We start from the raw sequence: 21,774 nt of genomic DNA on the forward strand, positions 1-21,774 counted from the left end.
TGCCGTAGGATGGGTAGAGCGAAGCGAAACCCATCAATTCCATTCCGCGGAGAGATGATGGGTTTCGCTGCGCTCTACCCATCCTACGAGTGTCCATGCTCCGGCAGCGTCAGCCCAAACTTCTTCGTCAAATCCTTCACCTGCGCCGGCGACAAATACCTTGGGTTCAACCCGCGCAGGAGCAGATAGAGTTTTGCCGTCTCTTCCAATTCCTCCATGGCAAACACTGCCGCTTCCAGCGTGTCACCCGACACCACCGGCCCGTGATTGGCGAGCAGCACGGAGGAGTACTTCCCGGCCAGTCCCTTGATGGCGTCGGCGACGGCCGGATCGCCGGGCCGATAATAGGGCACGAGCGCGGTGTGGCCGCATTTCATCGCGTAATAGGCCGTCATCGGCGGCAGCGCGGCGCGGGGGTCGATCTCGGGCAGCATCGACAGAGCCACCGAATGGGTCGAATGCAGATGCACGACGGCGCGCGCCGCATTGCGGGTCTGGTAGAGGGCGGTGTGCAGCGGCACTTCCTTGGTCGGGGCGTCGCCGGATACCAGCCGTCCGTCGGGCCCGAGCCGTGACATTCGGGCCGGGTCGAGGAAGCCGAGTGAGGCGTTGGTCGGCGTCACCAGCCAGCCGCCGTCGTCGAGTTTCACGCTGATATTGCCGGAGGAGCCCGGCGTCAGCCCGCGCTCGAACAGCGAGCGGCCGAAGCGGCAGATTTCCTCGCGGATCCTTGTTTCGCTCATGGACCGACCTCTTTTCCGCCTTGTCTCACGCTTTGGCAGCGCGGCCAAGCCGTGATACGCAAGGCCAAGCCGCCGGCCGAATGGCCGCTGAACAGAAACCATCGAGGAACCGCCGCATGCCAGAATCCGCCAAACCGCGCGTCGCCGTCATCGGGCTGGGCTCGATGGGCTATGGCATGGCGACCTCGCTGCGCCGCGCCGGCCTCGAAGTCACCGGCTGCGACGTCTCGGCTGACACGGTCAAGCGGTTCGTCGCCGATGGCGGCAAGGGCGCCACAACGCCGGCGGAAGCCGCGAAATCGGCCGACATCGTCGTCAGCGTCGTCGTCAACGCCGCGCAAACCGAGGCCATCCTGTTTGGCGCCAATGGCGTCGCGGAAACGCTGGCCAAAGGCGCGGTATTCATTTCCTCCGCCACCATGGACCCCGATGTCGCGCGGCGTCTCGCCAAACAGTTGGAAGAAACCGGCCGGCACTACCTCGACGCGCCGATTTCCGGCGGCGCACAGCGCGCGGCGCAGGGCGAACTCACCATCCTCGCATCCGGCAGTCCGGCCGCGTTTGCCAAAGCGCGCCCGGCGCTGGACGCGATGGCGGCAAAGCTCTACGAGCTCGGTGACGCCGCCGGCCAGGGCGCCGCATTCAAGATGATCAACCAGTTGCTGGCCGGCGTCCACATCGCCGCCGCTTCCGAGGCGATCGCATTCGCCGCCAGGCAGGGCCTCGACATCCGAAAAGTCTACGAGGTGATCACGGCCTCCGCCGGCAATTCCTGGATGTTCGAGAACCGCATGCCGCATGTGCTCGACGGCGATTATGCGCCGCGCAGCGCGGTCGATATCTTCGTCAAGGATCTCGGCATCATCCAGGACATGGCGCGCTCGGCGAAATTCCCGGTGCCGGTTTCCGCTGCCGCCTTGCAGATGTTCCTGATGACGTCAGCCGCCGGCATGGGCCGCGACGATGACGCCTCGGTGGCGCGGATGTATGCAAAAGTCACCGGCACGCATCTGCCGGGCGAGCCGAAGTAAGAGCAAGATCAAGAAGGGGACCTTCGATGCCGCGTTTTGCCGCCAATCTCTCCATGATGTTCACCGAGGTCCCGTTCCTCGATCGCTTCGATGCGGCGGCAAGAGCGGGATTTGCCGCGGTCGAATTCCTGTTTCCCTATGATCACCCGGCAGACGCCGTCGGCGAGCGGCTTAAAAAGAACGGCCTGACGCAGGCGCTGTTTAATTTGCCGCCGGGTAATTGGGACGCCGGCGAAAAAGGCTTTGCCGCGCTGCCGGAGCGCTTTGACGATCTCAAGCGAAGCATGGAGACCGCACTGCCTTACGCGAAGGCGACTGGCGTCAAGCGGCTGCATCTGATGGCGGGTATAGCCGATCGCAGCAGCACGAAGGCCGTCGAACAATTCTACAAGTCGGTAGTGTGGGCAGCCGAGTTCTACGCGCCCCATGGGCTGGATGTCGTGATCGAGCCGATCAATCCGCGCAACGTGCCGGGATACTTCCTCAACGATTTCGGCTTCGCACGCGACCTGATTACCGAGCTGAAGATTCCGAACCTGAAACTGCAGTTCGATATCTATCACTGCCAGATCATTCACGGCGACGTCACCATGCGGCTGCGCGAGATGATGCCCATCATCGGCCATGTCCAGATCGCCAGCATTCCCTCGCGCAACGAGCCCGACGGCGAAGAGCTGAACTATCCGTTCCTGTTCACTGAGCTCGATCGGCTCGGCTATGGCGGCTTCGTCGGCTGCGAATATAACCCGCGCGGCAAGACCACCGATGGACTCGGCTGGTTCAAGCCCTATGCCGGAGCAAAGCCGTGAAACTGTCCTTGGGCTGCATCGCCGACGACTACACCGGCGCTTCCGATCTCGCCAACACGCTGACGCGTCAGGGGCTGCGCACGGTGCAGACCATCGGCGTTCCGCCGGACGATCTCGCGCTGCCTGAAGTCGATGCGGTAGTGGTGTCGCTCAAGAGCCGCTCGATCGAGGCTGGTGTTGCGGTGGACCGTTCGCGCGCCGCCGAAAAATGGCTGCGCGGCCGCGGCGCCGGCCACGTGCTGTTCAAGATCTGCTCGACCTTCGATTCCACCGATGCCGGCAATATCGGCCCGGTGATGGACGCGCTGCGCGCCGACTGCGGCGAGGCGATCGTGCTGGTGACGCCGGCTTTTCCGGAAACCGGCCGCACTGTCTATCAGGGCAATCTGTTCGTGGGCTCCGTGCCGCTGAACGAAAGCCCGCTGAAGGATCATCCGCTCAATCCGATGCATGATTCCAATCTGGTGCGGGTGCTGGCGCGCCAGAGCCGGACCCAGGTCGGGCTGGTCGACCTCGCGACGCTCACGCGCGGCGCTGAGGCGGTTCGCGGACGTCTTGCGGAGCTGGCGGGAAAGGGTATCGGCGCGACCATCATCGATGCGGTCTTTGACCGCGATCTGGAAACCATCGGCGACGTTGCGCTGGATCACCGCCTGTCCGTCGGCGCATCCGGCATCGGACTTGGCCTTGCCCGGGCACTGGTCACCTCCGGCAAGGTCAAAGCGGCTTCCGCGGGCGCGGTCTCCGGCGTGCCGGTCGGGGGACCGGCGGCGTGTCTTGCAGGGAGCTGTTCGCAGGCGACGCTGGCGCAGATTGCCAATGCCGAAAAGACCATGGCTGTGCTGCATCTCGATCCCGAGCAGATCATCGCGGGGCCGGCAGAGGCGCGCCGGGCGCTGGCCTGGGCGAGCGACCGGATCAGCGATGGTCCAATCCTGATCGCCAGCAGTTCGACTCCGGACCAGGTTGCAGCTCTGCAATCTCGGCATGGCCGCGATGCAGCCGGACATGCCATCGAGCAGGCGATGGCCGATATCGCCGAAGGCCTGGTGCGCACCGGCGTGCGGCGATTGGTGGTCGCCGGTGGTGAAACGTCGGGCGCCGTCGTCGATCGGCTGAGGATTCCGGGCTTTCTCGTCGGCGAAGAAATCGCTGCAGGCGTGCCGGTTTTGCGCGCGGTCGGCGCCGAGGACGGTGAGATGCTGCTCGCACTGAAATCAGGCAATTTCGGCGGGACGGAGTTTTTCTCCGATGCCTTGAAGCTGATGCGCTGATCGCTTCAAGCCGACATTCATTTCCTGGTGAGAACTGTCGCGTAGGTATTTGTACCGACGCGTATTAACTCAACCTGAGGAAGCGTCGGGTTTGATATCCGCCAGGCATCCTTCCTTTCCAAATTCCGGGCCTTTTCCCAGACGGCGTCCCGCGCGCCCAAAACCAAGAGATTCCACCCATGCTCGCCCGCTATTCGATCCGCACCAAGATCATCACCGTGGTCGCCTTCCTGCTCGTCGCGATGGCGGGCATGGGTCTGCTCGCGGTGAAGAACATGCGCGCCATCAACGCCAACACGGTCGATATCGCGACCAACTGGATGCCGAGTATCCGCGTGTTGGGCGACCTGCGCGCCGGCACCATCACCTACCGCAACGTGATCCGCGAGCACATGCTGTCCGAGACGCTGGAAGAGAAGCTCTCGATGGAGAAAACGCTCGCCACCGTCACCGAAAGCAACACCAAGATCCGCGCGGCGTACGAACCGCTGATCACCTCGGCGGAGGAACGTGCGCTGTATGCCGAATGGTCGAGGCTGTGGGACAAATACCGGAAGGGCACCCAGGAGGTCATGGAACTGTCGCGCAAGGCGGCTGGGAATATCCCGACCGAGGCCCACGACCTGAATACCACGACCGTCAACAAGATCAGCCTCGATGCCGACGCCGTCCTGAAGAAGAGCATCGATCTGAACAATGCCGGCGCGGACAAGGCGGCAAGGGAGGCGGCCGACAGCTACACCGCCGCTCTCATGATGCTTGCCCTGATCCTTGGCGCCGCCGTCATCATCGGCGTCGGCATCAGCGCCTATCTGGTTCGCGACGTCTCGCGCGGCATTGCCTCCATCGTCACGCCGATGCAGGCGCTGGGTAAGGGCGATCTGAGTGCGGAGGTGCCGCATCAGGGCGAGAAAACCGAAATCGGCGCGATGGCCGATACCTTGCAGGTATTCAAGGAAGCGCTGAGTGCCAAGAAAGCCGCCGACGAGGCTGCCGCCGCCGACGCCGAAGCCAAGATCGAGCGCGGCCGGCGGGTCGACGGCATCACCCGCAACTTCGAAAGCGTGATCGGCGAGATCGTGCAGACGGTATCCTCGGCTTCGACGCAGCTCGAAGCGTCGGCCGGCACGCTGTCGGCGACCGCCGAGCGCTCGCAGACGCTGACCTCGGCCGTGGCCTCGGCTTCCGGCGAAGCCTCCGCCAACGTGCAGTCGGTGGCCTCGGCGACCGAAGAGCTCTCTTCCTCGGTCACCGAGATTGGCCGCCAGGTGCAGGCTTCGGCGCGGATGGCGACCGATGCCGTCGGTCAGGCCCGCGTCACCAACGACCGGGTCAGCGAATTGTCCAAGGCGGCGGGCCGGATCGGCGACGTCGTCGAACTGATCAACACCATCGCCGGCCAGACCAACCTGCTGGCGCTCAACGCCACCATCGAGGCGGCGCGCGCCGGCGAGGCCGGCCGCGGCTTTGCGGTCGTGGCGTCGGAGGTCAAGGCGCTGGCCGAACAGACGGCAAAAGCCACCGGCGAGATCAGCCAGCAAATTGCCGGCATCCAGGGCGCGACTCAGGATTCCGTAAGCGCGATCAAGGAAATCAGCGGCACCATCGAAAGGCTGGCGGAGATCTCCTCGGCGATTGCGGCCGCCGTGGAAGAGCAGGGCGCCGCGACCCAGGAAATCTCCCGCAACGTGCAGCAGGCCGCCCGCGGCACCCATCAGGTCTCCACCAACATCACCGATGTGCAGCGCGGCGCCAGCGAGACCGGTGCGGCCTCCTCGCAGGTGCTATCGGCGGCGCAGTCGCTCTCGGGCGATAGCCAGCGCCTCAGGCTCGAGGTCGGCAAGTTTCTGGAGTCGGTTCGGGCAGCCTGACAACCGGGCGACCGTCGACGAAAAGACCCGGCTCGCGGAAGCGCGCCGGGTCTTTTCGCGCTTGGCGCGAAGATGGCGCATCTACAACCCGATTGGATGCCCGTAGTCTCACGCAAGCGGAAATTAACCGGTCCCCGCTACGCTGCGCCGCATCTTCCGGGATTCGCGCGCAAAGGTTGCCGGTTCCTTTGCGTCGTAAAATTCCACATCCGGACAACTGATTCAGAAGAAATTGGGGTCGTCGACATGATCAAGCTCAACCGTATCGGATACAAACTGGGCTTGGCCGGGGCGGTCGGCGTCCTGCTGGCGATCGGCATGGTCGCCAACCAGATGGTCACCGAATCGAGGATCGAGGAGGCCAGCGAGCGCGCCGCCCGGTCGCAGCAAGTGGCCGACAACTCGCTCTCCGCCCATATCGACCTGCGCAAGATTCAGCTTGCCGCCGGCAATGTCAGGCTGGCGAGGACTTCTGCAGAGGTCGAGAAGACCGTTGCCGATTTGCAGCGCTACAAGGCGAGCGGGGCGAAGGAGTTGGAGGCGGCGCTGGCGATGGCGCCGCGGCCGGATGCCAGGGAACGGCTGCAGAAGATCAAGACCTTGATGGAAGGCTTTACCGCCGCCGTGGAAGATCTCGCCAAAGCGCAGATCACGCTGCTGGCGCAGATCGACAAGCGCTCGGTCATCTCGGAAGAATGGACCAAGGCGGTCGATGCCCAGTTGAAGCTGCCGGCCATGGCGAAGCTGGACAACCGCCTCGAGATCGAGCGTTTGCTATTTCAGGCCGATGGAAAGGTGAACGCGTTGCGGGCTGCCGCCTGGAAGCTCGGCGCAACCGGCGATGCCAACCTGGTCTCGGAGATGGCCAAGACCGAGGCCTCGCTGAAGGACGTGTTCAACAAACTGCGCGGCGAGGCCGATGACCGGGAATTGCTGGTCGTGGTCAGCAACCTTTCCTCGACCGTCAAGCGCTTCCTGGCCGCCAATGAGGAAGCGGTAAAGACCGAGCAGGTCAAAAACGACATCATCGCCAACCGCACCGTCAAGGCCGCCGCAGATGTCGCCGACCTGATGGAAACAACCGTCGAGGCCGCGCAAAAGGATGCCAGGACCTCCAAAGACGAGGTTATGGCCGATACCGAGCGCGCCAACCGCATCAACCTGATCATGGCGATCATCGTCGTCGCGTCGCTGATCGCCTCGGTGGCATTCTCCTTCCTCGGGGTCGCGCGTCCGATGACGCGGCTGAACGGTGCGCTGGGCGAGATGGCCGGCGGCAATCTCGACGTCGAGATTCCCGGTGCCGGCCGCGGCGACGAAATCGGCGACCTCGCCAAGACGGTGACGGTCATCCGCGAGAACGCCGAGCAGAAGGCGCGCGAGGAAGCCGAGGCGAAGGTCCAGCAGGACCAGGTCGCGGCGCAGCGGCGCAAGGCCGAAATGATCAAGCTCGCCGACGATTTCGAAGGTGCGGTCGGCGAAATCGTGGACACGGTGTCGTCGGCTTCGACCGAGCTCGAAGCCGCCGCCGGCACGCTGACCGCTACCGCCGAACGCGCCCAGGAGCTGACCACGATGGTGGCTGCGGCTTCCGAGGAAGCCTCCACCAATGTGCAGTCGGTGGCTTCCTCCACCGAGGAGATGGCGTCGTCGATCACCGAAATCGGCCGTCAAGTTCAGGAGTCGGCGCGGATGGCCAATGAGGCCGTCGATCAGGCCCGCACCACCAATGACCGGGTCAGCGAATTGTCGAAGGCGGCGGCCCGCATCGGCGCGGTGGTCGAACTCATCAACACCATCGCCGAACAGACCAATTTGCTGGCGCTCAACGCCACCATCGAGGCCGCCCGTGCCGGCGACGCCGGCCGTGGCTTCGCCGTCGTGGCATCCGAGGTGAAGGCGCTGGCGGAACAAACCTCGAAGGCGACCGGCGAGATCGGCCAGCAGATCACCGGCATTCAGGCCGCGACGGAGGAGTCCGTCGGTGCGATCCAGGCGATCAGCTCCACGATCGAGAAGCTGTCGGAAATATCCTCCACCATTGCGGCCGCCGTGGAAGAGCAGGGTGCCGCAACCCAGGAAATCTCCCGCAACGTCCAGCAGGCGGCCCGCGGCACCCAGCAGGTCTCCGCCAACATCACCGACGTGCAGCGCGGTGCTGGCGAGACCGGATCGGCCTCGACGCAGGTGCTCTCCTCGGCCCAGTCGCTGTCGTCGGACTCCAACCGCCTCAAGCTCGAGGTCGGCAAGTTCCTGAATTCGGTGCGGGCGGCGTAAGCCGCCAGCACGCCGCAGAGGCGGCCCAGGAAGGCCCGCCCCTAAACCAGGGCGGGCCTTTTGCGTCCGGAACCGGCGGGATTCGCTGGCCGCGGGCATGGTTAAAACCCCGTATATCTACTGACTGCAAAATTAACGGGTAGAAAGCGCCTGACATATACGATTCCGCGCAGTGGGGCTGACGACCACCGTCGTCGCGTGGGAGATCAAGCATGTTTGGAATGATAAGCCGGGCCAAGCTGACGGTTGGCCGAAAGATCTATGCCCTCATCTGCCTGAGCTTTGCCGGCTTCCTCGGCATCGCCTTTCTCGATTCGCGCGAACTGGCATCGAGCTTGAACCAGCAGAAGCAGATCGAGCTGCGCCACCTCGGCGAACTCGCACTCGGCATCATCAAGGAAGAGCATGCCGCGGCGCAGAAGGGCGGCGTTTCCGACGCCGATGCCCAGAAGCGGGCGATGGCGCGGATCGCGGCGCTCAGGTACGGCAACAACGACTATTACTGGATCAATGACATGCATCCGAAAATGGTGATGCATCCGATCAGGCCGGAGATGAACGGCAACGATCTTTCGGCCTACAAGGATCCCAACGGCAACCTGTTGTTCGTCGATTTCGTCAATACCGTCAGAAAGAACGGCTCCGGCTTTGTTCCCTACGAATGGCCGAAGCCCGGCTTCGACAAGCCGCAGCCGAAATTGTCCTACGTGGTCGGCTTCGCCCCGTGGAACTGGGTCGTCGGCACCGGTGTCTACATCGACGACCTGACGGCGCAGACCTGGGCCTCGACCCAGCGCTCGCTGATCGTTGCCGGCGTAGTCCTGCTATTTACGCTCGTGGTGTCGATCTTCGTGGCGCGTAGCGTCACCGGTCCGCTGCAGCGGATGACGGTTGCGATGAACGATCTCGCGAGCGGCAACCTTGCCGTCGAGGTGCCCGGCATCGGGCGCGGCGACGAGGTTGGCGAGATGGCCAAGGCCGTCGAAGTGTTCAAGAGCAATGCCGTTGCCCGCCACTCGCTGGAGGCCGAGCAGCACGCGGCCGAGACCCGCGCCGTGGCGAGCCGCAAGGCGGATATGAGCAAGATGGCCGACGATTTCGAGGCAGCAGTCGGCCGGATCGTCGAAGCCGTGTCGTCGGCATCCAGCCAACTCGAGGTGTCGGCGGGCACGCTGACGTCGACCGCGGAACGCGCGCAGGAACTTGCGACAACGGTCGCCTCGGCCTCCGAGGAAGCCTCGACCAACGTGCAGTCGGTGGCGTCGGCCACCGAAGAGATGGCGTCATCCGTCACCGAGATCAGCCGCCAGGTGCAGGAATCGGCACGGATGGCCAACGACGCCGTGGAGCAGGCCCGCACGACCAATGACCGCGTCAGCGAATTGTCGAAGGCGGCAACCCGCATCGGTGACGTCGTCGAACTGATCAACACCATCGCCGGCCAGACCAACCTGCTTGCGCTCAACGCCACCATCGAGGCGGCGCGCGCCGGCGAGGCCGGCCGCGGCTTCGCGGTCGTGGCCTCCGAGGTCAAGGCACTGGCCGAGCAGACCGCAAAAGCCACCGGCGAAATCGGCCAGCAGATCACCGGCATCCAGGCCGCTACCCAGGAATCCGTGAACGCGATCCAGGCGATCAGCGGCACCATCGAGAAGCTGTCGGAGATTTCGTCGACGATTGCGGCGGCCGTGGAAGAGCAGGGCGCCGCGACGCAGGAAATCTCCCGCAACGTGCAGCAGGCGGCCATGGGCACCCAGCAGGTGTCCTCCAACATTACCGACGTGCAGCGCGGCGCCAGCGAAACCGGATCGGCGTCCTCGCAGGTGCTTGCGGCGGCGCAATCGCTGTCAGGCGACTCGAACCGCCTCAAGCTCGAGGTCAGCCGGTTCCTCGACTCGGTGCGGGCAGCCTGATCCTCGTACCTACGATTCGGTTCGAAGCCGGCCCCTGATGCCGGCTTCGCGATCGCTGGCGATCCGAATCAGAAACGCGAATTGTCAGAGCCGTCGGCTTTTCGGCTGCAAGAGGAACGGGAGACATCCGTAGATCGCAAAATTGCGATTGCGGCACGTGCCGATCAATCGCCTTGAGCGAAACTTGGAGCAAATGTGGCGAACGAACTTCCGTAATCGGGAAAAAGTGGTAAGACGCAAAGGCATCGTGACGATTTGATGTCAAAAGGTCTGGTGCCAGAAGATCTGCCGTGGATCGCTACCGATGGCTCGGATGACCGCCGCGTGTCGTTGCTTGATGAACTAGTTGAATCTGAGTTCGTAAAGATTAGCCGGTCTCTGGACGTCGATCGTTTCCGGAGCATCGAAGGACTGGGCGATGCCAAGAGCATTCCGATCGACGCCAAGGACTTCGCCGCCGCTTTCGCCTCGTTGAAGCTTAAGTCCTGTTCGGTCCATCTGCAGCGGACGTTCCCTCGAATTCTGCAGATGCAGTATTCCACGACCGGTGCGATCGTCGGCTTCACGATGGACGATGCGGCTTCGTTGATCATCAACGGCGTTGAAGCCCGCGCGCCGGCCTTGCTCCTGGTCAAGGGTACCGCGACGTGTGAGATCGTGGAGCAGCGGGCCAATCTGGTGACGCTTTTGAATTTTGCTTCCATCGACGATCGCGGCTGGCCAGGCGATGCCGATAGCGCTCAATTGATCGCGACGCTGCCGGATAGATGCGAGGCACTCCGGGTGACGGTTCGCGATGTCCTGACGCTCGCTTCGCATTCGCCCAATAGCTTCGCACAGCCGAACGTGATCGAGCACGTTGAAGAATCGATTCTGCAGGCGGTCGATCTGGCGATGGCTGCGGCATCGCCCACACCCGAAGCCAAGCGCCTCAGTCTGAGCCACTATCTGGCGCTGGTCCGAAAGCTCGACGAGTTCGTGGCTGACAGCGCCGGCAAGACGTTGTACAGCGCCGACGTGGCGCGGCAACTCGGGGTCTCGGTGCGGACGCTGCATAACGCCGTGGTTGCCATTCGCGGCATGAGCATGCACCGCTACATGCGGCTGCGGCGGCTGTGGAATGTACGACAACAACTGGTGCGCGGCGCATCGGTGCAGTCGGTGAAGGCGGTGGCGCTCGTGAACGGCTTCTGGCACATGGGCGAGTTCACCGCGCTCTATCGCGAGTTGTTTGGCGAAACACCGCAGCAGACGCTGTCGGCAGCCCGCAAGCAGACGGACAATCCGACGTGATGGCGATAAAGCGCGCCGCGCTTCCGTAATACTACCAGTTCCCGGACCGTGCCGCCTTAGACGCTGGTTAACCATCGTATGAAAGCCTGACGGTCATGGGTGCCGCTCTGTGGCTATGCCGCCGCAGGAGCCTTTCGTTCGCAACGAACCGGCTCGTCCCAAATTGGCCCGGCACTTCTTCACCGTGATCCCGCTCTGCGGGAAACAACGGCATCGCTGTGATTTCCCCGGGTCGTTTCATTTGAAGGACGCAAAGCCATGTCCCGCTTCATCCTGAACCTGTCGATCAGCGCCAAGCTCGGCATCGCCTCGGGCCTCGGCGTTCTGCTTGTTGGCGCGATGGCGATCAATCAAATGCGGGCAAATGCGGCAATGCGCGATCTCGACGTTGGTGTGTCGGCGCAGCAGGCGGTCGCGCGGGATGCGGTGGATGCGAAGGCGTCGATTAACGGCATGCAGACCGGCGTTCGCGATATTCGCCTCGCTAACAGTTCGGCGCATTTGCAAAGAGCCAATGATTATCTGGCCGCCGGGCTGAAATCGGTTAGTCACCTCACCGAGGAGATGCTGAAACTGTCGCACGCCGCCGAAAATCGCACACGCATCGAGAAGCTCAAGACGAGGGCTTCTGATTACGTTAAGGAAGCTCAGCAGATCGTGAAGGTGCGAGGCGAAGCGATTGCCGCAGAGGGCGCTCCCGACGCCGCAGCTCGAATCGCGAAGCTGAATGAGGAGACAGTCCGCACCGCGCGCGAGGTCACGCTGCCGATCGCGGCCGAACTCGAATCGCTTGCCAACCAGATCGCCGAGTTCGCCAAGCAGAGCGTAGAGAAGGAAAAGGCCCAAGCCGCCCGCGAAATGACGGCGGCCGAGCAGATGTCGATGACAATCAGTCTCTGCACGATCCTGTTGCTGATCGGAACCAGCATATTTTCGTTCTTCATGATCGGCCGCCCGATGCGTGCGCTGAGCGTGTCGATGGACGAGCTCGCCGGCGGCAATTTCGCGGTGGTGCTGCCGGGCCTCGGGCGCAAGGACGAGCTCGGCGCAGTCGCCGGCGCGGTCGAGAAATTCAAGGTCGTGTCCGAGCAGAAAGCCCGGGACGAGGCGGAAGCCAAGATCAGGCAGGACCAGATCGCCGCCCAGCAGCGCAAGGCCGAAATGGTCCGCCTCGCGGATTCCTTCGAGACGGCGGTCGGCGAGATCGTCGAAACCGTATCCTCGGCTTCGACCGAATTGGAAGCTTCGGCCAAAACGCTGACCGCGACGGCCGAGCGCGCGCAGCAGGTCACGACCACGGTGGCTGCTGCTTCCGAGGAGGCGACCACCAACGTGCAGTCGGTTGCATCGGCGACCGAGGAACTGTCGTCTTCGGTCAACGAGATCAGCCGTCAGGTGCAGGAGTCGGCGCGGATGGCGGGTGAAGCCGTCGACCAGGCGCGCGTCACCAACGATCGCGTCAGCGAATTGTCGAAGGCGGCAGCGCGCATCGGCGACGTGGTCGAACTCATCAACACCATTGCAGGCCAGACCAACCTGCTGGCGCTCAACGCGACCATCGAGGCGGCGCGCGCGGGCGAGGCCGGCCGCGGCTTTGCGGTGGTGGCGTCGGAAGTGAAGGCGCTCGCCGAGCAGACCGCCAAGGCGACCGGCGAGATCAGTCAGCAGATATCAGGCATCCAGGGCGCGACTCACGAATCCGTCGGCGCGATCAAGGAAATCAGCGGCACCATCGAACGGCTGGCCGAGATCGCCTCGACCATCGCGGCCGCCGTGGAAGAGCAGGGCGCGGCAACCCAGGAAATCTCCCGCAATGTGCAGCAGGCGGCCGACGGCACCCAGCAGGTTTCGGCCAACATCACCGACGTGCAACGCGGGGCGAGCGAGACCGGCTCGGCTTCCGCGCAGGTGCTTTCGGCGGCACAGTCGCTCTCTGCCGATTCGAACCGCCTCAAGCTCGAGGTCGGCAAGTTCCTGGATACGGTGCGGGCGGCGTGATGGTCCCATCGTGCCCCGGACGCAGCGCAGTACTGCGCGCCGCACCGCGTCCGGGACACGAGGACTATCCTGCCCGCCATTCCAGCACGCCATCATCCGCGGCAACGATATCGCCGACCGACCCAACCGGCGTCTGGTCCATGTTCAAGAGATGCTTGAGCGTTGCTGCGTCACCAGCGGGCACACGCGCCAGCGCCCGCGCATCCTGCTCGGTGCGCAGCATCACGACGCCGTGCTCGACCTCGCCCTTGCCCTTGTAGATCACGGTAAAGCTCTCGACTTTGCCTTTGCCTGAGGCCTCGGTGACGAAATCCGGCACCGGGCGGCGGTTGCGGTCGGCCTCGGCCTGCACGCTGGTGTCCTGGGCGAGCGGTCCCTTCGGCGCTTCGCGCGACAATACCAGTCCGTGATGCTTGGTGACGAAGCCGCCCTGGCCGTAGAGCAGGCCGAGCTTGCCGCCTTCGCGCAGCTTCCGCACCATCGCAATAGCCGCGTGCGTCATATACGTGTTGAGCGGCGCGCCGAAGAAGGTGAGGCCGCCGGTCACCGTCGGCTGCACGTCGGGGCCCAGGCCGAGTGTCCGCCGCGCCATCTTGGGTACGCAGGGAAAGCAGCTATAGAGCTCGATGGCATCGAATTTCCTGCCGTCGCCCTCGACCAGGTCCATCACCGCCTTCAGCACCGCGTTCTGCGGATGGCTTTCGTAAAACTGGTCGCGCACCAGATAGTCGCGCGGCTCCTCCGCCGACGCGCCGCCGATCGGATAGACCAGCCGCTGCTCGGCCACGCCGGCCGCGCGCGCTTTCGCTAGCGACGTCAGCAAGACAGCCCCGCCCATGTTCACGGTCGGGTTGGCCACCATTAGTTTTGTATAGGGCCAGGCGATCAATCGGTTTTCCGGCGTCGGCGTGATGATCTCTTCAGGTGCAAAACGCTTCTTCAGCCACGAATTTGGATTCTCCGCCGCCACTTTCGAATAGGTCGACCACAGCGCGCCGGATTCGGCGAGCGCCTCGCGCGGCGTCTGGCCCCAATGCGCTGACGTGGCGGACTCATAGAGCGGATAGACGGTGATGGGGCGGAACACCCCGAGCTTCACCGCCATCGGCTTCTGAAACGCCGCGCCGCGCTTCGGCTCCTCGACGTCATGGGCGAACGGCGTCCATGGCAGGGCGATGCCGCCGCGCTCGGCCTTGGTTGCGGTGGATTGCGCTTCCGCGCCGCAGACCACCGCCACGCTGCACTCGACGCGCGCGATGCGCTTTGCGGCTTCGTGAATGTAGCGGATCGGGCTCTCGCCACCGACCGGGCCGTAATAGCAATGCGCCGGCGCAGCACCAAGCTTTGCTGCGAGCTGCTTCTCGGGATCGCGGTAGCGCCAGCTCAGGAAATTGACGACGTCGAGCGAGCCGAGCTCGCCGAGCAGTTTTGCGCCGCTATCGGCTTCCGCGCGCCGCACCGCCTGCTCGAGCAGTGCCAGCGGTTCGAGGCCGGCGGCGATGTCCCTTGGCCGGTCGACGATTTCGCCGACGCCGACGATGACGGGAATGCGGTCTTCGGAGAGGGGGGAGTTGTTCGACATTTCTTCTTGTTTCGCTTTCGATCGATCAATTCGTAACTTGTTGTTCCGTCATTGCGAGGAGCGCAACGACGAAGCAATCCATACCTCCACATGTTGCGCTATGGATTGCTTCGCTTCGCTCGCAATGACGGGGTGAGAGCCGTCACTCCTCCATCAGCATGTTCATATGCTCCACCGCGTCGGCAAAATCTTCCTTGAACTCCTGCACCACTGCGCCGGCCGACTTCACGCTGTCGATCAGGCCGACGCCCTGGCCGACGAAGTAAGTCACGAGATCGCGCGCCTGCACATTGCCGGCGGCGGCCGCGCGGTCGATCGAGTTGAAGGCGTCGCGGCTGATGATGCTTTGCAGCGGCATCGGCAAGGCGCCGGGGCTATCCGGTCCGCGGTCCCATGCATCGGTCCAGACCGACCGCAATTGTCGTGCCGGCTTGCCGGTGCGACCCTTGGAGCGCACCGCGTCGCGCGAGGATGCGGCGATCATCTTCTCGCGGAAAATTTCCGTGGTCTCCGATTCCACCGTCGCCAGCCACACCGAGCCGGTCCAGGCGCCGGCCGCACCCATCGCCATGCAGGCCGCCATCTGCTTACCTGTCATGATGCCGCCGGCGGCCAGCACCGGCACGTCGCGGACCGGCTTGATCGCCTTGATCACCTCGGGCACCAGCACCATGGTCGAGACTTCGCCGCAATGGCCGCCGGCCTCGGTGCCTTGCGCAACCAAAATATCGACGCCGGCAGCGACCTGCCGCAGCGCGTGCTCTTTCGAACCAACGAGCGCCGCCACCGGCACGCCATGCTTGCGGCCCATGTCGATCATCTGTTTCGGCGGCACGCCGAGCGCGTTCGCAATCAGCTTGATCTGATGGCGAAACGAGACCTCGAGCACGTCAAGCGCGCGCTGCGCGTCGAACGGCTGCGGCTGGTTGTCGGCGACATTGGTCGTCGTCAACTCGACGCCGTATTTCTTCAGCAGGTTGCGGGTGAAATCGCGATGCTGCGGCGAAATCCGCGCCTCCAGGCTCTTCCAGGTGACGTCCTTTTCGCCCGCGGTCGAAGTGTTTTCGGGGATCAGCACGTCGAGCCCGTAGGGCTTGCCATCGGTGTGATCGTCGATCCATTTCAATTCCTGCTCGATCGTCTCGGGCGAATGCGCGGTCGCTCCCAGTACGCCAAACCCGCCGGCGCGGCTGACGGCGGCAACGACGTCGCGGCAATGGCTGAAAGCGAACAGGGGAAATTCAATTCCCAGCATGTCGCAGATTGGCGATTTCATGGTGACCTCCCGGCGGCAGCATTCCAGATTGCTGCTCGGCTTTCCGCGCGACGCTAGCCCATCGGAGCCTTGCATGCCAAGCGGCCTCACTCCTCCTCCTGAGGAGGGCTTGCAATTCCATCTCGCAAAATATGCAGAGCACGGCCGCCGATTTGCGTCTTGCGCTTTGCTGCTATCGAGAGAATGCTGCCAATCAACCAAAAAGAACGTTTCAGGGAGCCCGTCTTCATGTCCGCCATGATGTCCGCCATGCCGTCCGCCGCCGCCAAATTGCCCGAGGCCTACGACGTCGTCGTGGTCGGCGCGGGCTTCGCCGGCATGTATATGCTTCACCGGTTGCGCGGGCAGGGGATGACGGCGCGGGTCTACGAGCAGGGCTCGGGCGTCGGCGGCACCTGGTACTGGAACCGCTATCCCGGCGCGCGCTGCGACGTCGAGAGCATGCAGTATTCCTATTCATTCTCGGAAGAGCTGCAGCAGGAGTGGGACTGGAGCGAGCGCTATGCACCGCAGCCGGAGATTTTGAAATACGCCAACCACGTCGCCGACCGCTTCGATCTGCGAAGGGACATCCAGTTCGACACCTGCGTCGATCGTGCCGAGTTCGACGAGGCGACCTCCCTCTGGTCGGTAACGACTTCGGACGGCAAAACGGTGTCAGCAAAATTCGTCGTGCTCGCCACCGGCTGCCTGTCGAACGCGCGAATGCCCGACATCAAGGGTCTCGATCGGTTCACGGGCAAGGTCTACCACACCGGCCACTGGCCGCATGAGGAAGTCAATTTCACCGGCCAACGCATCGGCGTCATCGGCACGGGATCGTCGGGGATTCAGTCGGTGCCGGTCATCGCCGAACGGGCCAGCCATCTGACGGTATTTCAACGCACCGCAAATTTCTCGATTCCCGCCCGCAATGCGCCGCTGACGGAACAGGAGCGGCAGAAATTTCGCGCCAACTATCCCGAGATCCGGCGCTTCGCGCGCGAGGTCGCGAAGAACGGCATCTATACCGAGATGCCCGACCGCGGCGCGCTCGATGACGGCGACAACGAGCGCCGTGCGAAGTACGAGGCGCGCTGGAATCACGGCGGGCTTACCTTCATGTCGGTCTACAACAATCTTGCGCTCGACAAGACTGCCAATGACACCGCTGCGAATTTCGTCCGCGAGAAGATCGCAGGCATCGTCAAGGACCCGGAAACGGCAAAACTATTGCAGCCGAACAACCATCCGATCGGCTCAAAACGCATTTGCATCGACACCGATTATTTCGCGACCTTCAACCGCCCAAACGTGACGCTGGTCGACATCAAGTCGAATCCGATCGAAGAGATCACCGAAAACGCCGTGCGCGTGGCCGGCAAAAACTACGAAGTCGACGCTCTGGTGTTGGCGACCGGTTTTGACGCGATGACGGGATCGGTGGCGAAGATCGATATCAAGGGCCGCGACGGGCAGACGCTGAACCAGAAATGGGCCGCGGGCCCGCGCACCTATCTCGGCCTGATGAGCGCAGGCTTTCCCAACCTCTTTATCGTCACCGGCCCCGGCAGCCCGTCGGTGCTGTCCAACATGATCGTGTCGATCGAGCAGCATGTCGACTGGATCACCGACTGTCTCGCTTACATGCGCGATCGCGGGCTCGACACGATGGAGGCCGCCACCGAAGCCGAGGACAAATGGGTCGCCCATGTCAACGAGGTCGCCTACACCACGCTCTATCCGCAGGCCAATTCCTGGTACATGGGGGCCAACGTCCCCGGCAAGCCGCGCATCTTCATGCCCTATATCGGCGGCGTCGGCCCCTACCGGCAGATCTGCAACGACGTCGCAGCCAAGGGCTATCAAGGATTTGTGATGGAGCGGGCGGAGGCGCCGCGTAAGGCGGCGGCCTCGTAATCGCCGTCATTGCGAGCGCAGCGAAGCAATCCACCTTACCACGCAAAGAAAGAAGAATGGATTGCTTCGTTGCTACGCTCCTCGCAATGACGGACTCCGCAGCCGCCGCGTCAAAACCTCAACGAACCGGTCGACATCGGCTTCGTCATTATAGACGTGCGGCGACACACGCATGCGCCCCAGCCGCGTTGCGACATAGACGCCTTCGCTTGCCAGTCCTTCGACGAGGCCCGCCGGCATTCCGCCCTTGAAGGCGAGGCTCACTATATGCGGCGCCCGCAGATGAGGTTCGGGAACGTGGACGCCGATGCTGCGCACGGCTTGCGCGATCCGCTCCGTCAACATCGTGAGACGCTGCACGATAGCCGGCGCTCCCCATTCGACTATCATCTCCATGCCGATCGAGGCCATCTCCATCGAGATGAAATGATCGCGCTCGCCCATGTCGAAGCGCCGCGCATCGCCAACGTAACTGACATCCGTGAAATAGACCGCGTTCTCGGCGCGCACGTTGCGACGGCCAGAGGCGGTCTGCTCGAGCGGGATACCGCCTTGATGGCGTTTTGCAACATAGAGAAAGGCGCGGCCGTAGGGTCCGAGCAGCCATTTGTAGGTCGGGAAGATCACAAAATCCGGGTCGAGACGCTTCACGTCGGTCGTTAGCACGCCAGTGCCTTGCGTCGCATCGACGAGAAAGGCAGCGCCTCGTTGCCGGAGTGCCGTGCCGACCTTGTCGACGTCGATCAACCCACCATCCGACCAGTGCACGGATGAGATTGAGGCCAGGCTGACCGGTGGTGCGCCGGATCGTTCGATCGCGGCAAGCACCGCCGACGTCCAATCGCCATCGTCGGGTTGCCGAACCGTCTCGACGGCGAACCCTTCCGCCTCGGCCCGCGTATGCCATTCGAGCACCGGCGAGGAGTGGTCGTTCTGCAGCACGATCACGCGCGTGCCGCGGGCGATCGGCAGCATCTTCGCGGCGGTCGCGACGCCGTAACTGACCGAGGGAATCAGCGCGATATCCGCGGCCTCGGCATTGATCAGCCGGGCGGCAGCAAGGCGCGCGCGTTCATGCTGTTGGTTGGCGAAGGAGGCCTCGATCGTCCACGGCATGCCCTTGCGGAGAACCGCGGCGCGGCCGGCCTCCAGCGTTCGAATCGGCAGCGGGCTGTAGGAGGCGGCATTCAGGTAGCAGATCTGGCGCGGTATCTCGAACAGGGCGCGCTGTGATGGGAGCATTTGGATGGTCTCTTTGCTGGCGGCACATCCATTATGGCCGATCTCGGCTACGCCAGCCACAGGAGCATTGCTCCGATTGCCCTACACTTGCTTTCGCAACATAGCGCATTCCTCCCCTGAGTTTTGCGCGCTTTTTGTTTGGTTGCAGTGCTGATACGAAATCTTACATGGATTGCGGCGGCCGCCGCGCGACAGATCACGCAATCGCGAGACGGCTCGAATCAGCCTGGAGCCAAACCAATGACCGACGCCCCCGTTAACGATCCCGCCGAATACGTGCCGCCGAAAGTCTGGACCTGGAACAAGGAAAGCGGCGGCCGGTTCGCCGCGATCAATCGCCCGATCGCAGGCCCTACGCATGAGGCGGAGCTGCCGGTTGGCCGCCATCCGTTCCAGCTCTACTCGCTGGCTACTCCCAACGGCGTCAAGGTCACCGTGATGTTCGAGGAGCTGCTTGCGGCTGGCCACAGCGGTGCGGAGTACGATGCCTGGCTGGTCAAGATCGACGGCAACCAGTTCGGCAGCGGCTTTGTCGCTGTCAATCCGAATTCGAAGATCCCCGCACTGATGGATCGCAGCGGACCGACGCCGATCCGGGTGTTTGAGTCCGGTGCGATCCTGATGCATCTCGCCGAAAAGTTCGGTGCGTTTTTGCCGGCCAGCGGGCCGGCGCGGGCCGAATGCCTGTCGTGGCTGTTCTGGCAGATGGGCAGCGCGCCGTTTCTCGGCGGCGGCTTTGGCCATTTTTACGCCTACGCGCCGACCAAGATCGAATACGCCATCGACCGCTACGCCATGGAGGTGAAGCGCCAGCTCGACGTGCTCGATCGGCGTTTGGCCGATAACGAATATCTCGCAGGGAGCGAATACACGATCGCCGACATGGCGACCTGGCCGTGGTACGGCGCGCTGGCCAAGGGTCTGGTCTACGGCGCCGGCGAATTCCTCTCGGTGCACGAATACAGGAACGTGCAGCGCTGGACCGACGCGATCGCCAAACGCCCGGCGGTGAAGCGCGGGCGCATGGTCAACCGCATCTCCGGCGATCCGGCAAGCCAGTTGCACGAGCGGCATGACGCGAGTGATTTCGATACCAAGACGCAGGACAAGATCGGCGACCCGGCAAAGGGGTGAGGCGAGGGGAACGCGATGAGCTTTTTTGAGAAAGGTCCGGTTCGCATCCACTACGAGGAAGCCGGCTCCGGCTTTCCGCTGCTATTGATCGCCGGCGGCGGATTGAATTCTAACATCTCCGGCATTACCGGCGACTATCCGCCCTTCAATGCCATCAAGGAGCTCGGCAACGAATATCGTTGTATCGCCTACGACCTGCGCAACGCGCCACCCGGTCAGTCGTCAGGCCCGCTTGAGATCGACCGTCCCTGGGATTCCCACACCGACGACCAGCTCGCGCTGATGGATCATCTGGGATTCGACAAATTCATGGTGCTGGGCTTCTGCATCGGCGGTCCCTTGATCTGGAATCTCATCAAGCGCGCACCGGACCGCGTTGTGGCGGGCGTGCTGGCGATGCCTTCGGGCTCGCGCCCCGAGATGCGCGACCTGTTTTACAATAACAACATGACCGGCTGGGCGCCGGAACTGACAAAACGCCGGGACGATATCACGATGGAGCAGGCCGAGAAATTCCTGACCCGAATGTATCGCACCGATCCGGATTTCGTCTTCACGGTCACGCGCGATTTTGTGCGAAGCTGTCAGACGCCGGTGCTGATCCTGCCCGACGACATCCCGGCGCATCCTTATGCGGTTGCGATGGAGAGCGCGCTGTTGGCGCCGAACGCGGAAGTCAGCCTGTTTCCGTGGAAGGAGCCGAAAGAGCGGGTGCCGCTCGCGGTGCGGCAGATCCGGTCATTCCTGCGCGCGCATAGGCCAAATTAGACCGCTGCCTTCGCCCCTTCCGCCGGTGGAAACACCACGCGGTCGTCGGTCCGGCAGTAACGATCCGCGAACATGCGGCCGATCGGGTGATAGCGCTCCATATGCACGCGCATCGCGGCGTGGTCCCACAATTCGTCGCGGATGTGGAAGTGGATGCCTTCGCCCATCACCAACAGCCGGTCGCCGTTGACGTCGATCTCCTTCCAGGTCTTGCACTCCATCGCAAACGGCGCATCGGCCAGCCGCGGTACGGCGATTTTGGTCGAGGGCGCCAGTTTGAGATCGAGATAGTCCGGCTCGCCGACCTCGGGCGGAAAGTCGCCGCTGCTTTCATGCATTGCCCGCGCCAACGGCTCGTCGGTCATGTTGACGACGAACTCGGCCGTTCGACGGATGTTGATTACGGTATCCTTGACGCGGCCGTCGGGCCGCAGATTGGCGGCAAACATGCAGAGCGGCGGATCCTCGCAGAACACGTTGAAGAAGCTGAACGGCGCCGCGTTGACCACGCCGGCCGAACCGATCGTCGTCACCCAGGCGATCGGCCGCGGCAGCACGAAGGAGGTGAGCACCTTGTAGCGCTCGCGGGGTTTGAGGTCGCTGGGGGCGTATTGCATGGGGAACTCGCGGTGGGGTGAGCCTACTTCCGTCATTGCGAGCGAAG

General features: G+C 63.5%; 17 protein-coding genes. 11 read left to right on the forward strand and 6 right to left on the reverse strand.

The genetic code is table 11. The features are described 5' to 3' along the window. Positions 1 to 83 precede the first annotated feature (83 nt). Positions 84 to 743: a 3-oxo-tetronate 4-phosphate decarboxylase gene (gene otnC, locus V1290_RS30280; RefSeq protein ID WP_334367761.1), complete on the reverse strand. Its 660-nt coding sequence runs from the start codon at positions 741 to 743 to the stop codon at positions 84 to 86. 80 nt (positions 744 to 823) lie between these two features. Between otnC and ltnD the strand changes: the two genes are divergently transcribed. The 8 genes from ltnD to V1290_RS30320 all read left to right on the forward strand — a co-directional run bounded on the left by ltnD (position 824) and on the right by V1290_RS30320 (position 13,209). Continuing rightward, positions 824 to 1,774: an L-threonate dehydrogenase gene (gene ltnD, locus V1290_RS30285; RefSeq protein ID WP_334367762.1), complete on the forward strand. Its 951-nt coding sequence runs from the start codon at positions 824 to 826 to the stop codon at positions 1,772 to 1,774. 26 nt (positions 1,775 to 1,800) lie between these two features. Beyond that, a complete protein-coding gene (gene otnI / locus V1290_RS30290; RefSeq protein ID WP_334367763.1) occupies positions 1,801 to 2,583 on the forward strand; it encodes a 2-oxo-tetronate isomerase in 783 nt (260 codons plus the stop codon). Further along, positions 2,580 to 3,857, forward strand: a complete 1,278-nt coding sequence (gene otnK / locus V1290_RS30295) for a 3-oxo-tetronate kinase (RefSeq protein ID WP_334367764.1) — start codon at positions 2,580 to 2,582, stop codon at positions 3,855 to 3,857. The genes otnI and otnK overlap by 4 nt, the downstream gene beginning before the upstream one ends. Positions 3,858 to 4,036: 179 nt before the next feature. Beyond that, positions 4,037 to 5,728: a methyl-accepting chemotaxis protein gene (locus tag V1290_RS30300; RefSeq protein WP_334367765.1), complete on the forward strand. Its 1,692-nt coding sequence runs from the start codon at positions 4,037 to 4,039 to the stop codon at positions 5,726 to 5,728. 249 nt (positions 5,729 to 5,977) lie between these two features. Then, positions 5,978 to 8,005 (forward strand): methyl-accepting chemotaxis protein, encoded by a 2,028-nt coding sequence (locus V1290_RS30305; RefSeq protein ID WP_334369218.1) that lies wholly within the window; start codon positions 5,978 to 5,980, stop codon positions 8,003 to 8,005. Positions 8,006 to 8,226: 221 nt separating this feature from the next. Further along, a complete protein-coding gene (locus V1290_RS30310; RefSeq protein ID WP_334369219.1) occupies positions 8,227 to 9,918 on the forward strand; it encodes a methyl-accepting chemotaxis protein in 1,692 nt (563 codons plus the stop codon). 258 nt (positions 9,919 to 10,176) lie between these two features. Beyond that, complete coding sequence (locus tag V1290_RS30315; RefSeq protein ID WP_334367766.1) at positions 10,177 to 11,211, forward strand: helix-turn-helix domain-containing protein; 1,035 nt, start codon at positions 10,177 to 10,179, stop codon at positions 11,209 to 11,211. Positions 11,212 to 11,469: 258 nt separating this feature from the next. Next, a complete protein-coding gene (locus V1290_RS30320) occupies positions 11,470 to 13,209 on the forward strand; it encodes a methyl-accepting chemotaxis protein (protein WP_334367767.1) in 1,740 nt (579 codons plus the stop codon). Positions 13,210 to 13,273: 64 nt separating this feature from the next. On the opposite strand, the gene V1290_RS30325 is transcribed toward V1290_RS30320, so the two are convergent. The 3 genes from V1290_RS30325 to V1290_RS30335 all read right to left on the reverse strand — a co-directional run bounded on the left by V1290_RS30325 (position 13,274) and on the right by V1290_RS30335 (position 16,306). After that, positions 13,274 to 14,791, reverse strand: a complete 1,518-nt coding sequence (locus V1290_RS30325) for an acetyl-CoA acetyltransferase (protein ID WP_334367768.1) — start codon at positions 14,789 to 14,791, stop codon at positions 13,274 to 13,276. 142 nt (positions 14,792 to 14,933) lie between these two features. Continuing rightward, a complete protein-coding gene (locus V1290_RS30330; protein ID WP_334367769.1) occupies positions 14,934 to 16,067 on the reverse strand; it encodes a nitronate monooxygenase in 1,134 nt (377 codons plus the stop codon). Between the two features lie 86 nt (positions 16,068 to 16,153). Continuing rightward, positions 16,154 to 16,306 (reverse strand): hypothetical protein, encoded by a 153-nt coding sequence (locus tag V1290_RS30335; RefSeq protein WP_334367770.1) that lies wholly within the window; start codon positions 16,304 to 16,306, stop codon positions 16,154 to 16,156. On the opposite strand from V1290_RS30335, the gene V1290_RS30340 reads away from it, so the two are divergent. Beyond that, positions 16,296 to 17,966 carry a flavin-containing monooxygenase gene (locus V1290_RS30340; RefSeq protein ID WP_442895024.1) on the forward strand — a complete coding sequence of 557 codons (1,671 nt, stop codon included), beginning with the start codon at positions 16,296 to 16,298 and terminating at the stop codon, positions 17,964 to 17,966. The two genes, V1290_RS30335 and V1290_RS30340, sit on opposite strands and share 11 nt — an antisense overlap. A gap of 72 nt (positions 17,967 to 18,038) precedes the next feature. Here V1290_RS30340 and V1290_RS30345 read toward each other — a convergent pair whose 3' ends face one another. Next, entirely contained in the window at positions 18,039 to 19,208 is a 1,170-nt protein-coding gene (locus V1290_RS30345; RefSeq protein ID WP_334367771.1) for an aminotransferase class V-fold PLP-dependent enzyme, read from the reverse strand. A gap of 240 nt (positions 19,209 to 19,448) precedes the next feature. Here V1290_RS30345 and yghU point away from each other — a divergent pair, with 240 nt between their 5' ends. Both yghU and V1290_RS30355 read left to right on the forward strand, forming a co-directional pair. Further along, a complete protein-coding gene (gene yghU, locus V1290_RS30350) occupies positions 19,449 to 20,342 on the forward strand; it encodes a glutathione-dependent disulfide-bond oxidoreductase (RefSeq protein WP_334367772.1) in 894 nt (297 codons plus the stop codon). A gap of 15 nt (positions 20,343 to 20,357) precedes the next feature. Further along, positions 20,358 to 21,110: an alpha/beta fold hydrolase gene (locus V1290_RS30355; protein WP_334367773.1), complete on the forward strand. Its 753-nt coding sequence runs from the start codon at positions 20,358 to 20,360 to the stop codon at positions 21,108 to 21,110. On the opposite strand, the gene V1290_RS30360 is transcribed toward V1290_RS30355, so the two are convergent. After that, positions 21,107 to 21,727, reverse strand: a complete 621-nt coding sequence (locus tag V1290_RS30360; RefSeq protein ID WP_334367774.1) for a flavin reductase family protein — start codon at positions 21,725 to 21,727, stop codon at positions 21,107 to 21,109. The two genes, V1290_RS30355 and V1290_RS30360, sit on opposite strands and share 4 nt — an antisense overlap. Positions 21,728 to 21,774 lie beyond the last annotated feature (47 nt).

It is taken from the genome of Bradyrhizobium sp. AZCC 1578, assembly GCF_036924675.1.
GTDB lineage: Bacteria > Pseudomonadota > Alphaproteobacteria > Rhizobiales > Xanthobacteraceae > Bradyrhizobium.